Genomic DNA, 15,483 nt, shown 5'->3' on the forward strand with positions numbered 1-15,483 from the left:
TAGCGGATGCTCAGACTGTTGGCGGGGATTATCGCGCTGGCTGTCCCCGTGGTCGCGGCAACCGGTGGAACGGCTACTGCTGCCGCGCCTCCCGCCGCCGGGTCGGGATGCGTCGGCTGCCACGGCAACGCCTCGACCATGAAGGAACTGGGCTACCCCCACTTCACCGTCACCCCTCAAGAGGTCCTGGCCCAGACCGGCATGCCGGCTGACTGCCACCTCTGCCACGGCGGGAGCCCCGATGCCGTGGTGAAGGACAAGGCCCACGCCGGCATGGGACGGCTCGTGGCAGTGCGGAAAAAGGGGCTCACCGGAGAGACGGTCGAGCGAAAGCACCCCCTTTCCCTGGGCAGCAACCCCATGGAGCGGATCAAGCTCATGACCGACAAGGCCGGCCGCGCCGCACCGGACCAGAGCGTGAGCATCATCCTGTGGCAGGACAAGCGCATCGACACCCTGTCCCAGGACTTCGGGCGCATGGAGAAGAGTTGCGGAGCCTGCCACGCGCGGCAGTTTGCCGAGTTCACCAGGAGCACCATGGCCCGCAACGGCAAGCAGAGCGCCTACCGCACCTGGACGGACCGGAAGCGGGGCCCCCACAACTGCGGGGCCTGGTTCGGCGACAATCATGAAGCCATCGCCGCAAATACGGCGGCCCCCTTCGACCGGGCCACCAACGCACTCAACCAGCGCCAGTGCAATACCTGCCACGTGGGGTGTCTCGACTGCCACTACGATCCCCAGCCCGCGGACCCCGCCGACCCGAAAAAGGGAATGCACGGCTTCCGCAGGACTCCCCGGCCCGAAAGCTGCTACGGCGGCGGCAGGGGGCAGACCTGCCACGCGGGCCCCGAGGAACGGCGGCGGGGGGCGGGCTATTTCGGCGGCGTCTATGCCAACCCGGAGGGGGCGGCTCCGGACGTCCACCTGCAGGCCAAGGTCACCTGCCTCGACTGCCACGAGTCGAGCCGCAACGGCAACGGACTGACCCACGCCATGGTGAAGCGCCAGGCAACCTGCGACCGGTGCCACGGAACCATCGTGGCCAGTCACGGGACATCCGTTCATCGCACCCTCACCTGCGAGGCCTGCCACGTGCGGAATGTGGGCGGCTACCAGGGGACCTACTGGGGGCCTGGAATCCTGGGGGGAACCGGCACGCCGTTCTTCAAGTACAAGGAATACTACGGAATCATGGACGATCCGATCCTGATCCGCGACCAGAAAGGGCGGTGGATTCCGGTAAAGCCTTACCCCATGGCCGTGATGAACGTGAAGGGCGCCGGACTCAAACCCGGCCTCCACTGGCGCTGGCCCGCCACGCTGCCCGACCTGGAGCGGACCGGCGATGCCTACGGCTACGTGGGCCTCGTGGGAGGTCTGCCGGAAAACAACAAGGCGCTCCTCTGGATCCAGATGGACAAGGTCTCCCACAAGTACGGCCAGCCCCGGCCGTGCGACTCGTGCCACGGCACTGCCGACGGCGCCCAGCGCCGGGAGGTGAGCTGGGAGTTCACCGACGCCGGAGCCCTTCCTTTCAGCGGCAGCCATACGGTGGTGGCCGATGCCAGGGGGCTCGCCATCCACAACATATCGACACCGGAACGGATCGAGACGACCGCGGGCACGGCCGTCTCCAGTTTTGCACCCTGGTTCTACCTGAAGAACGCCTGGACCATTCCGGGCGACTTCTCCCTGCCGGCCATCGGGGATCGCACCCGGTACGAGCGGCTCAGGGACAACCGCGACCAAGCCCGTAACGCCGGCATCATTCACCGCTGACCGCCACGACGGTCAACGAGGACCCCATGACCACACCGACACCCATTCGCATGCTGATCCTGGAAGATTCCGAGGACGACCTCCTGCTTCTGCTGCGCGAGGTGCGCCGCGGGGGAATCGATCCCGCCTACGAGCGCGCCGACAGCGCCGAAGGGCTTCACCGTGCCCTTGACGCCGGGGAGTGGGACGTCATTGTCTCGGATTACAACATGCCCCAGTTCGGGGCGCTTCCCGCCCTGAACATCGTCAAGGAGCGGGGCCTGGACGTTCCATTCATCATCGTATCGGGCAAGATCGGCGAGGATCTGGCCGTTGCCGCCATGAAGGCTGGAGCCCACGACTACCTCATGAAGGGCAACCTTTCCCGCCTCGTCCCGGCCATCGAGCGGGAACTGCGCGAGGCGGACGAACGCCGGCGCCGGCGCCAGGCCGAAGAGGCCATGCACGCCCAGTTCAACCAGATCAGCACCATCTTCGACTCTCTCAACGCCCTGGTCTACGTCGTTGACATGAACACCTACGAGTTGCTCTACCTGAACAAGTTCGGCGCCCAGCTCTTCGGAGACGCGTGGGAAGGCCGGACCTGCCACGACGTGCTCCAGGGGGGCAGGGCCACCCCCTGCGACTTCTGCACCAACGACAAGCTGATCATGGACGGCAAAGCGCTCCCGCCCTACATCTGGGAGTACCAGAACAGCATCAGCAGCCGCTGGTACCAATGCATCGACAAGGCCATCCGCTGGACCGACGGACGCATGGTCCGGATGGAGATCGCCATTGACATCACCGAGCGCAAAGAGATGGAACGGATGAAGGATGAAATGATCTCGGCAGTCAGTCACGAGATGCATACCCCCCTCACCGCCATGATGGGCTTTACGGAGTTCCTGCTGGAGAACGAGGTGGACCGGGACCTTCAGAAAAATTACCTGCGGACCATCTACCGGGAGACCGAGCGGCTCAACGAGCTCATCACCAACTTCCTGCAGCTCCAGCGGCTCAAGGCGAGCATGGTCAAGTTCCGGATAACGCCGATTGCCGTCGGCCTGCTGGTGGCGGATGTCGTCTCGCTCTACGCCGCCGCCTCCAAGAAGCACCGGATTGTGGTCGACTGCCCCCCTGACCTGCCGCCGGTGCGGGGGAACGAGGAGCAGCTCTACCAGGCCATTTCCAACCTGGTGTCCAACGCCATCAAGTACTCACCCGACGGGGGCGACGTGACCATCGGCGCCAGCGCCACCGCCGACATCGTAACGCTCTGGGTCAGGGACCAGGGGATAGGAATCTCTCCAGAATTCCAGGAAAAAATTTTCGAGCGCTTCTTCCGGGTCGACAACAGCGACCGGCGCAAGGTGGGCGGCGCAGGCCTGGGCCTGACCCTCGTGCGGGAAATCGTGGCCACCCACGGCGGCCGGGCCTGGGTGGAGAGCGCGCCGGGCAAAGGAAGCACCTTCTTCATCTCCCTGCCGGCCATGACGTGAGCCGGCGTCAGTGCGACAGCCAGAGGTAGTCGGCGTCCTCCACGGAGATCGACCCGTTCTGAACCACCGGATCGGGAAGAACCACCCTGCTGGCGAGACCGGGCTTTTCCCGGTCGACCTGGACCGGCATCCCCCCCCGCACGGCATGCCCGCTGCCGGTGATGACCACAACGGTCCGGCCGGGGTTGTTCTTCAGATACTCGACCAGGTGATAGGCCATGGACTTGTTCCAGAGCATCTGGGCCTCGCAGAAGTTCTTGAAGGTCTTGGCGCTGGTATCGTGATCCGAGTAGGAACGCCGGATCATGGCCATGTACGCAGCATCCACGTCACAGGTGATACTGGGGGGGAGCTTACGGCGCTCCTCGCGCGACAGGGACTCGAACCCCTGGCGGGCAACCTTGCGGGTTACCTCCCGGGGGACGTTGAGGCCCACGAGAGGGATGCGCCTGTCCCGGGCAAACAGCAGGATGTCGCCATAGAGGGCCCAGGGGAAGTTCCAGTTTTTCAGGTAGATCCGTTGAAATGACGCCGGATCGGTTTCCCCCGCCACCCAACGGTCCAGTTCATCCTGGCTTTCGTAGGTGAACATCTCCATGGCAATGGCCAGCGGCACGCCGGCCCGATGGAGCTCGCGGACAATCCTGAGCTGAAGGTCATGGTGATAGGGATTGTCATGGGTCTCCCCCACATAGATCACCTTGCCCCCCTTCAGATCCCGCATCATCTCCTCGAAGCCGATCTCCCTCCGATCCATGAGCCGCACGATCAGATCATGGCTGAAGCAGGTGCGTGCCACCACCGCAGTGAGGACCAGCACCAGCGCAATCCCGGCGAATGTTCCCAATCGCTTCATGCTTCCTCCCGAATGACGTCGCGCCATCCTATCTGTCAACCTGCCGGTCAAACGTTACCACGCTGGTTTCGCTGAGCGCCGGGGGAGCTTCCTTCACCCGGTTGTTCCCGCCCGAGAAGACGAGCACCCCGTAGCGCCCGTAATGGGTGATCTTGAGGCTGCCGCCCCGGCGGCGGCCGGGGAGAGGGAATGGAGGAACGCCGTTACCCGGCCCGGCGCGTCGGGCCGGGTGGCGACCGCGAAGAGCATGTCGCCGGCTCCGGCATAGGTCGTGCCGTCCACGGCAAAGGCGCCGGCAGACGCTGAAACGCCGTGGGGCAGCGGCGACCGGATACCAGTCGTCCCGGGGACGCCGCAAAAAAGAATGTCGCGACCGGCCAGGGCCGCGGCATCGACCTGGTCCTGCCGGATCAGCGGAGCCTCCGCCTGATCGAGGGAACGGAGAAGAAGCGCCAGGGTATCCCTGTCAGCACCGCAGCCGGGTGCCGTTACGACCGTCAGGGCCGTGCTCCCCTTGATCCTGTTCACCGTTGCCGGGAGTTCCTCCGGCGACAGGAGGCGAAAGGTATCCGCCTCGGGATCGAGCGTAACCCGCTCGGGCGGCCCGCTCACGGCAACCGTAAAGCCGGTGCGCCCGCCCGTCGTCTCCACCAGGCTGTCCCGGGACGTGCCGCCGGCGTCCACCCGCGCCCGCACCCGCCCAGGAAACGCATCGCCCTCCTGCCGGACCACCCCGCTCACGAGCCAGCCGTCCCCAACCTGCCGCCGCTTCACCTCGGCCAGGGCGAGACGTGGGCCGCCGGTCCGTTCGAGCCACGGGTTCATGAACGAAACCATGTCGCGGCCCGAGGCGCGGGAAAAGGCCAGGGCGAAATCGTCCCATGATGCCGCCTTGAACCGGAACTCCCGAAACACTTGCCTGAGTGCGCCGAAAAAGGCATCGTCACCAATTTCCCGGCGGACCATGTGGAACAGCATGGCTCCCTTGCCGTAGCCGATGGCACGGGAGGCCGGATCGACCCGTCCCAGGAATCGCCGCAGCGGAAAATCCTCTCCGGCGGGTACCAGCGAAGCATAGTCTGCCAGGAGGCGGTAGCGGTAGTCACGCCCATCCCGGGCCGATTTCCGCTCCTCCAGCAGGTGGTCCGCCAGATAGGTGACGAGCCCCTCGGACCAGTTGCCGCGGTCGTAGGCCACCAGCACTCCGTTGCCCCACCAGCAGTGGGCTATCTCGTGGGGGAGGCTCGTATGGACGATGAAGGGAAGCCGGATGACCGTGCCGCCGATGAGGGTGTAGGACGGGAAGCCGTAACCGGTGGGAAAGAAGTTCTCCACCACGGCGAACTTCTCAAAGGGATAGGGGCCGAATTTCTCCGCGTAGAACCGGAGGTAGCCGGCGGACGCCTCCAGATAGCGGTCGGCGAGCGCCGCGTTTTCGGGGTAGAGATACGTGTAGAGAGGGATGCCGTCCACGTTCCGTTCGGCGACCACGTAAGCGCCGGCCGACAGCGAGAGGGCCTCGGCGGGGTGCTCCTCCTCCCAGACCGAAGTGGTGACGCCCCCGGCCGTTGCCCTGGCCGCGCGCCGACCGGCGGTCACGGCCTCGATGCCTTCGGGGGCTCTGACGGTGACGATTCGGCTGCCCGGCGGCGCCGTCGGTTCCGGATACCAGCCCGCGCCGCTGCCGAGATAGGTCCCCCGCTCGGCAACCACGGCGCTCACCCCGTAGGAGGGGTCCTCCGTCACCACCGGCCGCTCCGGGGCCGGATCATTGAATATGCAACGGTAGGCAACCGTCACCCGCCGCTCGCCGGTGCCTACGGGCAGATTCAGCCGGAGCGCCCCGCCCTCCCTGCGGAAAGGGATGTCGCGGCCGTCCAGGCGCACGGCTTCGAGCCGGGCCGAGCCGTTGAGGGCAAGGCTGAGCTCCCCGGCAGCGCCGGGTGCGAGATGCAGGGTGCTTTCACCGACGACGAGATGCTGCGGCGGCACGAGCAGCACGGCAATCTCCTGCCGGACGACGCGCACTTCTCCCCGTGCCGAACAGGCCACAAGGAGCATGGCGACCAGGATGGCCGAAAGGGCGATGTAAGGTTTCATGGTGAACAACTATACCATCAAACCGCCCGATACCAAGGGCTGCCCCGGAAGCCCGCCCCGCCGCATGACCGGAGCCGCGGGGCGGGGCGACATTCCTCCCGGATCAGCTACTGTCCGGCGTTCCCCTCCCGCTTCACATAACGGTATGTTGTCCGCTTTTCACCCGCCAGGCAAGGATATCGGCCCGCGCCGCCTTCCAGACGCCGTCCTCCCGAACGAGGCGGATGGCCCGCGTCACGTGGTCGGTGCCGCCCGGTCCTCCCTCCAGGCCGAAGGTGGCCCGAACGGAGACGGAATCAGTGCCGCGCACCGTCACCCGGACCTCCTGCATCTTCTCCCAACAGCACGCCGGGCGGCGCGAGGCTCCGGCAAGGCGACGAGCAAATGCTTCGCGACTCCCGCCACCGGTGATGCTCGTCCGTTCGTAGAGGGCGTCGTAGTTGCCGTCGCGCCAGAGATCGAGGATCGACTCCAGGGCCAGCCGAGCCTCCGATTCGGCAACCGGCGCCGCCTGCCGAGCCGGCCGAGCCGCGAAGGCGTGAGTGGCCGCGAGCAGGGCCGTCAGAAACAGTGTCAGTCGAACGAGCGTCATGTAATCCCTCCATGGATTAATATTTTCTCACCATAACGAATCTCCCGCCTCCCCGCAACCCCTTTCCCGACCCGGCATGGGACAGGCGGCTGCTCGTCGCTACAGTCGCCTGCCCACGGACTCCGCCACGAGCCGCAGCTTCGCCATGAGCGCGTCGAATTTCTTCGGCTTGAGCGACTGGGGTCCGTCGGACGACGCTCGCTCGGGATCGGGATGCACCTCGATCATGAGGCCGTCCGCGCCGGCGGCAACAGCGGCCAGGGCCATGGGTGCCACGTAGTGATAGTTTCCGGTGCCATGGGAAGGATCGGCAATAACAGGCAGATGGGTCATCTGCTTCAACACCGGGATGGCCGAGAGATCCAGGGTGTTGCGGGTGGCGGTTTCGAAGGTGCGGATGCCGCGCTCGCAGAGGATAACCGACTGGTTCCCTTCGCTCATGACATACTCGGCGCTCATGAGGAATTCCTGGATGGTCATGGACATGCCCCGCTTGAGGAGCACTGGGCGCCGGAGCTGCCCCACCTTCTTGAGCAGGGCGAAGTTCTGGGCATTGCGGGCTCCGATCTGGAGAATGTCGGAGTACTCGGCCACCAGTTCAGCCGTCTCGGGATTGACCACCTCGGTCACGATGGGGAGGCCCGTCTCTTCGCGCGCCTTGGCCAGCAGCTTGAGCCCCTCCTCTTCGAGTCCCTGGAAGGAGTAGGGAGAGGTGCGCGGCTTGAATGCTCCGCCCCGCAGCACCTGGGCTCCGGCCGCCTTTACCGCCTTTGCCGTCTCGATGATCATGGTCTCTCCCTCGACCGAACAGGGCCCGGCCATGACAATGACTTCGGGTCCGCCGATGACCACGGTATCCGTAATGGCGACAACGCTCGGCTCGGGCTTCACCTCCCTTGATGCCAGTTTGTACGGCTTCAGGATCGGCACCACGCTCTCCACGCCGTGCATGGACTCGATGCCCTGAAGGACCAGCTTGCCCCGCTCGTCCCCCACGGCCCCGATCACGTCCCGCGTGGTGCCATGGATGACGTGGGGATTGTAGCCCAGCTCGCTGATCCGCCTGATTACCTCGTCCCGGTCTTTTTTTGCCGCTCCCGCTTTCATGACGATGATCATCCCTTCCTCCCGTGGTTTCCCGAAAGACAAAAAGGCCGGAGGATTTCTCCCCCGGCCCAGTGGTGCTGCAGTATTGGTCTTGAAAACTGAAAAGCCGGGGGTGGTTTCCTGTCCACCCTCGGCTTCCGGTTTAGTGTATGGTGTGTGCTTCCCCTACGACAAACCCCTACCCTGGGCAGACGGCCTAAAATAAAAGCCGTACCAAAAGTAAACGTTCTCGTAGAAATAGAGGCCCGAATTCATCATAGATCGTATAGTTGCCGATCCGGCCGGATATTGTCAAGCATTAATTCGCAACGGATACGCCATTGGTTCGATTTCTGCTTTTATTCTTCCCAGTGCTTCGACGCGACACGGCACCAACGCATTTTCAACCAGTTACCCACAAGCCGAACAAGACTCCCGCGGCTGGAACCATGGCCGAGACAGCCGGTGGTTATAGGCAAGGCATCCCGGACAACGGCAGAACCTTCGACAGCACCACCAGCGAGGCGCCGCTGCGCTTCACCATTGGCAAGAACGAGATTTTCCCCGCCCTGGGGCTCTCAATCATCGGCATGCGGCCGGGCGAGGCCAGGAGCATCCTGGTCGCCGCCGCAGACGCCCATGGCCCGCGCCGGGCGGATCATGCTTGTGGTGGAGGTGACCGGCGCCCATGTAGTTCTGGATGGGAATCATCCCCTGGCCGGCTGCGGCCTGACCTTTGCGCTCCGGCTCCACGGAATCGAAAACGCCTGAGCGGGCCATGGTCCGGCAACGGCAACCGTTCGATTAATTCGTTGCCCGCGGCCGGTAGCTGTGTTAACAGTTTCACCGGAACAAGGAGAAGACGATGGGAGCTCTACGCTGCGTCGTCGGCCCTGAATCGGTGCGGATGCTGGAGTTGGGGCATCCCTGGATCATCGCCGACGCCTATACGAAAAAGTGGCCCGCCGGATCGGCCGGCGACCTGGTGGAACTGGTGGATGCCTCGGGGCGCTTCCTCGCAACGGCCCTCCTGGACCCGGGCGAGCGCATTGTGGCGCGGGTGCTGGGAGGAAAAGGATTCCGCCTGGGGGAAAGGTGGCTGGCACAGCGGCTGGAAGACGCCCTGGAGCTGCGGCGGTCCCATGTCCCCCTTGAGGAGACCGATGCCTACCGGCTCGTGAACGGCGAAGGGGACGGTCTGCCGGGCATCACGGTGGACCGCTACGGCGACTACCTGATGGTTCAGCTTTACTGCGGGGGGTGGCGGCCGCACCTGCCGGAACTGACCCGGGTGCTGGCCGGGGCCCTGAAACCGGCCGGCATTTATGAAAAAACCCGCCCCCGCAACACGCGGGAGCTGGAAGCGGTGAGCGACACCAAGCGTTACGGGCGGCTCCTGGCCGGCGCCGCCGCACCGCCACGGCTAGCGGTGCGGGAAAACGGCCTGACCTTCCTGGTCGAACTGGAGCGGGGCCTGAACACCGGCCTGTTCCTGGACCAGCGCGCCAACCGCGGCCAGTTGATGGCCCGGACAGCCGGCAAGCGGGTGCTCAATCTCTTCGCCTATACCGGCGCCTTTTCCGTGGCAGCCGCGGCGGGCGGAGCGAGCCGCGTGACAAGCGTGGATGCCTCTCCCACCTACACCGACTGGGCAAAGGCCCATTTTGAGGCAAACCGCCTCAATCCCAAGCGCCACGAATTCATTGTGGGCGACTGCATGGACACCCTGGCGGAACTCGCCCGCCGGCAGGAGCGTTTCGACATCGTCCTGATGGACCCCCCTTCCTTCTCAACCACGTCGAAAAGCCGCTTCACCACGCGCGGCGGCACCTCGGACCTTGTTGCCGCTTCGCTTCCCCTGCTGGCGGAAGGGGGGCTCCTGATCACCTCCTCCAACCACCAGAAGGTGGATGTGGCCGACTACCTCAAGGAATTGCGCCGTGGAGCGCTCCAGGCGGGCAGCACCGTGCGGGTGATCTCCCTGGCCGGCCAGCCTGAAGATTTCCCCTACCCGGTCACCTTCCCCGAAGGGCGCTATCTGAAATATGTGGTCAGTGTCAAGGGGAAGACGTAACGGGTACGTTACGTCCCGTGGGTATCCCTGAAAGGCGGGGAAAGAGAACCGGCGGATGCAGGAGCGGCAGGACACGTGGAGAGGTTTCACCGCGAAGGGAATTACGGGCGGGAACTGGCCGGTAGGTAATGCTAGGGCACCCGGACGATGCCATCCCCCGGTTTCACCGCTCCTCCCGTCAGGACCCGGGCAAAAATGCCTTCCTTGGGCATGACGCAGTCGCCGGCCTGATAGTAGATGGCACAGCGGGTGTGGCACTCCTTGCCGATCTGGGTCACTTCGAGGAGCGTCTCCCCCACCGTCAAACGCGCACCCACCGGTAGCGCCGGCAGGTCGATCCCCTCGGTGGTGATGTTCTCGGCAAAATCGCCGTTATCCACGTCGAGCCCCAGAGCCCGCATCTTGTCGATGCTCTCCTTGGCCAGAAGGCTCACCTGGCGGTGCCAGTCGCCGGCATGGGCGTCGCCCGCAATGCCGTGGTTCTCCCGCAACTCCACGCCCGCCACCGGCGTCTTGCGCTCCCCCTTGTTCCTGCTGATACAGACGGCAACTACTCTCGCTGACATGAGACCCTCCCGCTTGTGGTGCTTCCGGCACTGTTATCCGCCGATCTTCGCCATGGAAAACGCCTGGTGCTCCGCCTTGCGCGCGCTCATGCCGTGGCGCTCGGGCTTGACCCCCACGATCCGCCGCAGTGCCTCCTGGAGGATAATCGGGTCGCCGGTGTCGAGAAACGGACGCAGGTCGAACCCTTCATCCGAGAAGAGACAGCTCTTGGCCATGCCGGTCGAGGTGACCCTGACGCGGTTGCAGTCGCCGCAAAAATGCCCGGAAACGGCGGTTATCACGCCAAGTGTCCCGGCAGCGCCCCGGATCCGGAAGTCCCTGGACGGTCCGGCACAGGCCCCTTTCTCCACCGGCTCAAGCTCGTACGATGCGGAGATCCGGTCGAGGATTTCCCGGCCCGGCACGGTCAGGGACTGCCAGTTGTTCTCCCGCGTGGCCGGCATGTACTCGATGAAACGCACCGTGCAGGGACGGTCCATGGTGAGGCGGGCAAAATCAGCCACTTCACCGTCATTGATACCGCGCATGACCACCATATTGATTTTGGGAGGAGGAAAACCGGCCGCATCGGCGGCGGCAATGCCGTCGAACACCCGTTGCAGCTCGCCGGTCCTGGTGATGGCCCGGAACGTGTCAGCCCTGAGCGAGTCAAGGCTGATGTTGAGCCGCTGGACACCCGCGCTCCGGAGATCGGCCGCCATTTCCGGCAGCAAGAGGCCATTGGTGGTGAGGACCAGATGCCGAAGCCCCTCAATGGCGGCAATACGGGCCAGGAACGGAACGATTCCCTTGCGGACCAGGGGCTCGCCGCCGGTGATCCGGATCTTTTCGATGCCTATGGCAACGGCGGCCCGGGCAATGCGGAAGAGGTCCTCGTAGGAAAGGATGTCGCCATGGGCGAGCTTTTCCACCCCCTCGGCCGGCATGCAGTAGCTGCAGCGGAGATTGCACCGGTCGGTGACCGAGAGGCGGAGATAGTTGATGCGGCGGCCGAAGCTGTCAATGAGTTCCATGGGAAATCCAGGCGGAAAGATACGGTGTTGCATTTTTGTCACTATAACAGAATGACCCGTGACAGAGGAGAGTGTATACGAAACCGTCAACGCCGTTACTTCAGAAATCGCTCCTCCACGAAGTCGGTCACCTGCTTCGGATCGTTCAGATCCAGGACCGGCACGTCCAGTTCCAGGGGCTCGTCGCTCGCCACCGCCAGCAGGGTCGGGTCATGCTGCTCACCGCGGCAGAGCAGCGTCGGGCTCCGCTCCCGGCGGTGGACCTCGATCTTGGGAAGGCCGCTCTTCTTGAACCCCTCGGTGATGATGATGTCCACATCGCCGAAGTAGGTGGCGATCAACTCCTCGATGGGGGGGGATGCCTCGTGCTTCTTCACCACGGCCAGCTTTTCGGGCGAAGAGATGAGCATGGTGTCCGCCCCGGCCGCGGTAAACCGATAGCTGTCCTTGCCCGGGTGATCGATATCGAAGCGGTGGGCGTCGTGCTTGATGGCGCCGACCCGGTAACCGCGGGACTTCAACTCGGCGATGACCTTCTCCAGAAGCGTGGTTTTGCCGGTCCCGGACTTTGCCACGAACGATACGGTCTTGGCCATTGGTGCCTCCTCCAGATGCCTGATGTGCTCGAACTCGGACGGCGTATTGACATTGACGAACGTCCGTTCCGGGGCAGCGAGACCGGCCAGTTCCGCCATGGCCACCCGGCGGGTCCGCACCTCGGGGTAGAAATCGTAGATTCGGCAGTTCCCCTGCCGCAGCATCCGCTCCACCGCCGGAAGACAGCCCGTGCCGTACACGGCGAAGAGGGGTTCGAGCCCTCCGCCGGTGACCGGCACCACCACGTCGTAACCCGGCCGCAGGGAGCAAAGGTGCGCGATTACCCGGGAATCGGGCCACGGCACGTCACATGCCGCAACGAACACGTACGGCGTTCCGGCCCGGGCGAGGCCCGCGTGGAGCCCGCCCAGGGCGCTGCCGGGGTGGATATCGGAGATCACCTCCATGCCGAGTTCCCGGAAGCGCTCCCCCCGGTCGCCCACCAGCACGGTCCGGGCAAAGACCCGGCGGAAGGCGTCGATCGCCCGCGCCACGAGAGGCGCGCCACCCAGGGGGAGGAGAGCCTTGTCCCGTCCCATGCGGCGGCTCCGGCCGCCCACGAGGATCACGCCGGTCACGTCGGTGAGGAGAGGATTGTCCATGAGCGGATTGTACGGGGGAAACGGACGAAGAGTCAAAGGGCGATGTAGAACACGGCGCCCCGGCCCTCTTCGGCTTGGGCCCAGATCCGCCCGCCGTGGCGGGTCACGATCCGGTACACCGTGGCCAGGCCGATGCCGGTCCCCTCGAATTCACCGTCCCGATGGAGCCGTTGGAAGGGCCGGAACAACTTGTCGGCATACCGCATGTCAAAGCCGGTGCCATTGTCCCGGATGAAACAGGCGGAAACGCCGCCTACCTCTGCCGTGCCGAACTCGATGAGCGCCACGCAGCGCGTGCCGGTATATTTCCAGGCGTTGCCCAGCAGGTTTTCCAGGGCAATCCGCAGCAGTTGCCGGTCTCCCCGGACAGTAACGCCGGCGGCAATGGCAAACTCCACCGCGCGGCCCGGCTCCCGCTGTTGCAGTTCCCCCGCCACTTCGCCCGCCAGGCGCTCAGGTCGATCTCCTCCCATGCCAGGTCGCGGCGGGTTACCCGGTAGAGGGCGAGCAGATCGTCGATCAACTCACCCATCCGCACCGCTGCCGCGCCGATCCGGGAGAAGTAGGCGGGAGCCGGCAGAGGGAGCCGGTCGCCGCACTCCTCACGGATGACCGCACAGTAGCCGTTGATGGCCCGGAGCGGTGCCTGGAGGTCGTGGGCCACGGTGTAGCAGAACGCCTCCAACTCCTGGTTGGCGACCTCCAGCAGGGCGGCCTGCCGCTGTTCCCGGGCCAAGTGCTCGGCGTTGTGGATGCTGATGCCGATCACCGGCGCAATCCCCATGAGGAGGCTCAGGTCGCTCTGGAGCAACGGCCTGCCGGTGCGGTTCGTGTCCACCGCCAGCACGCCGAGGGATTGCCCCTCGCAGACGATGGGGCAACTGATGAAGGAGCGAATGTCCAGCCGGCGTCCCACCTCCCGGTGCAGCGGCGGGATGAGGTGGCCGATCTCGTCGAGGTCGTTCACCAGGAACGGCTTCTGGTCGAGAAACGAGGCGGCCACGACGCCGCGGGGGCCGATGCCGTCCAGCGCAATGGGCGTATCGTGGATGACCCGCCGACCTGCCTCGTCGAACCCGAAGCTGGCCAGCACCCTGAGCGTGCTTCCGTCGGCATCGGCCATCATGATCACGCCCCGGTCGTAGTCGAGCCGCTTCTCCAGCAACGCGGCAATACTGGTCAGGATCTGCCCGATGTCGCTCTTGCTGCTGACCACCTGCCCGATTTCGCTCACTAACAGCGCGTTGTCGCTGTTTGACTGACACTGGCCGAGCAGTTTGTCGGCAGAGTCCCGCAGGGTGTCGAGGGTGGCACTCAAATCCTTGTTCTCGGCGCGCTCGGCGGCAAGAAAGAGGAGCAGAATCAGGGGGATGACCACTGCCGCCACAGGGGGGAACAGAGAGGGGCTCAGGAGAAGGGTGGCAAGCCCGAGAACCGAGCCGCCGAGAAGCCCCCAGCGTCGCCCCGTCCGCCAGAGGTCGGCGCGACCCCTGGGCCAGGAAATCACGTAGCGGCAGATCTCACCGCCCCGGAAGATGCACTCGGGATGTTCGATCTCCGGGAGACGCCGGCTGAAGATGAGGACAAGTGCTTCGAGGAATCCCATGCGGTTGGCGCATTGGTACGGCCGCTCACTCACCCCCGGCCGGAAGCGAACCGAGACCTCGATCCGGTTATCCCCCATCTTCCGGGACTCGAACGTCGATGACCGGGTAAAAAAGGCTGCCGCACGATTGAGGAGGGCATAGCCGCGGGCAGGCCCCACCAGCCCGAGGATGTACTGCCGTACCAGGCCGAGCGCCTCGGGTGATGCGGCGAAACGGCCCGCTTCCCGCGCGATGTCGGGGGTGCCGGTCATCCGCGCGAGTGCCTCGTAAAAGCGGTCCGCCTGCTGCTGGGTGAACCAGTGGCCGGGGTCCGCGACCTCGTGTACCGACATGCCGGCATGGCTGAGCACGTCATCGGCCGAACGTGGGGATACCGTTGTGCGAGGAGCTTCAGATAGGTATCGAAGATCCTGCTGTTATAGAGGGGCGGGCTGTCCATCGATGATGCGCAACTCCGAAAACGCCGGCGGCTGATGGCGGGAGGAACGGCAGGGTGTTACGGTCGAGCTTACCGGAACCGGGGTATGCGGGCAAGCTTATTTTCCCGGCGCGGACAGCGTTCCCCGGACCGGCTTCCCTACCACCACTGCTCCGGATAGTGCCGGTGCTGGACGATATTGTTGGTGAACAGGGCCACTGTCAGCAGGATCAGCGCGCCGGTCAACACCGGGTCCACGAGAAAGGAGAGCCCCGCGTGCCCCTGGACGCCGATCAGGGCAGTGGCGCCACCGGGTGGATGGATGGTGCGGGTGAGGTACATGAGGAGGGTAGCCGCCCCCACTGCCAGGGCGACGGCAACGGGACCGGACCCGAGCCAGGCCGTCACCGCCACCGCGGCAACGGCGGAAACCAAGTGTCCCCCCACCAGGTTGCGGGGCTGGGCGAAGGGAGATTCGGCGGCCCCGAACAAAAGCACCGCCGATGCGCCGAAGGAGCCGATCAGCAGGGGATGGCCCGCCATGCGGGTCACCGCCATGATGGCAAGGACCCCTGCCATCCCGCTCACACACCCCCACAGGGCGTATTTGAACGACAGGGGAGGACGCTCCCTGTTCCTCCCCTGCCCTTTCATCTTGCCGGGTAACCGGGTGATCCGTTTTTTCAAGCGCGCACGGCCTCCATGCCT

General features: G+C 65.1%; 9 protein-coding genes and 4 pseudogenes. 4 read left to right on the plus strand and 9 right to left on the minus strand.

The genetic code is table 11. The annotated features are described in order from the left end of the window. Positions 1-6 precede the first annotated feature (6 nt). Positions 7-1,782 (plus strand): cytochrome C, encoded by a 1,776-nt coding sequence (locus tag A2G06_14770; GenBank protein ANA41298.1) that lies wholly within the window; start codon positions 7-9, stop codon positions 1,780-1,782. A 26-nt stretch (positions 1,783-1,808) separates the two neighbouring features. Continuing rightward, positions 1,809-3,263 carry a hybrid sensor histidine kinase/response regulator gene (locus A2G06_14775; protein ANA41299.1) on the plus strand — a complete coding sequence of 485 codons (1,455 nt, stop codon included), beginning with the start codon at positions 1,809-1,811 and terminating at the stop codon, positions 3,261-3,263. A 7-nt stretch (positions 3,264-3,270) separates the two neighbouring features. On the opposite strand, the gene A2G06_14780 is transcribed toward A2G06_14775, so the two are convergent. The 4 genes and pseudogenes from A2G06_14780 to A2G06_14795 form a co-directional block, all read right to left on the minus strand. Next, positions 3,271-4,119, minus strand: a complete 849-nt coding sequence (locus tag A2G06_14780; GenBank protein ANA41300.1) for a hypothetical protein — start codon at positions 4,117-4,119, stop codon at positions 3,271-3,273. A gap of 28 nt (positions 4,120-4,147) precedes the next feature. Further along, a pseudogene (locus A2G06_14785) lies at positions 4,148-6,219 on the minus strand (peptidase M1). A gap of 107 nt (positions 6,220-6,326) precedes the next feature. Beyond that, positions 6,327-6,811, minus strand: a pseudogene (locus A2G06_14790) (hypothetical protein). 99 nt (positions 6,812-6,910) lie between these two features. Next, positions 6,911-7,930: a 3-deoxy-7-phosphoheptulonate synthase gene (locus tag A2G06_14795; GenBank protein ID ANA41301.1), complete on the minus strand. Its 1,020-nt coding sequence runs from the start codon at positions 7,928-7,930 to the stop codon at positions 6,911-6,913. A 416-nt stretch (positions 7,931-8,346) separates the two neighbouring features. On the opposite strand from A2G06_14795, the pseudogene A2G06_14800 reads away from it, so the two are divergent. Further along, positions 8,347-8,668 (plus strand): annotated as a pseudogene (locus tag A2G06_14800) (hypothetical protein). Positions 8,669-8,762: 94 nt separating this feature from the next. Further along, positions 8,763-9,971 carry an SAM-dependent methyltransferase gene (locus A2G06_14805; protein ANA41302.1) on the plus strand — a complete coding sequence of 403 codons (1,209 nt, stop codon included), beginning with the start codon at positions 8,763-8,765 and terminating at the stop codon, positions 9,969-9,971. 131 nt (positions 9,972-10,102) lie between these two features. Here the strand turns inward: A2G06_14805 and A2G06_14810 are convergent, their stop codons facing one another. From A2G06_14810 to A2G06_14830, 5 genes and pseudogenes are all read right to left on the minus strand, one after another. Continuing rightward, positions 10,103-10,537 (minus strand): molybdenum cofactor sulfurase, encoded by a 435-nt coding sequence (locus A2G06_14810; protein ANA41303.1) that lies wholly within the window; start codon positions 10,535-10,537, stop codon positions 10,103-10,105. A gap of 33 nt (positions 10,538-10,570) precedes the next feature. Then, positions 10,571-11,551, minus strand: a complete 981-nt coding sequence (locus A2G06_14815; GenBank protein ID ANA41304.1) for a cyclic pyranopterin phosphate synthase MoaA — start codon at positions 11,549-11,551, stop codon at positions 10,571-10,573. A 95-nt stretch (positions 11,552-11,646) separates the two neighbouring features. Beyond that, a complete protein-coding gene (locus A2G06_14820) occupies positions 11,647-12,750 on the minus strand; it encodes a bifunctional molybdopterin-guanine dinucleotide biosynthesis protein MobA/MobB (protein ANA41305.1) in 1,104 nt (367 codons plus the stop codon). A gap of 32 nt (positions 12,751-12,782) precedes the next feature. Beyond that, a pseudogene (locus tag A2G06_14825) lies at positions 12,783-14,796 on the minus strand (histidine kinase). Between the two features lie 138 nt (positions 14,797-14,934). After that, positions 14,935-15,462 carry a hypothetical protein gene (locus A2G06_14830; GenBank protein ANA41306.1) on the minus strand — a complete coding sequence of 176 codons (528 nt, stop codon included), beginning with the start codon at positions 15,460-15,462 and terminating at the stop codon, positions 14,935-14,937. Positions 15,463-15,483: the final 21 nt, after the last annotated feature.

It is taken from the genome of Geobacter anodireducens (assembly GCA_001628815.1).
GTDB classification, from domain to species: domain Bacteria; phylum Desulfobacterota; class Desulfuromonadia; order Geobacterales; family Geobacteraceae; genus Geobacter; species Geobacter anodireducens.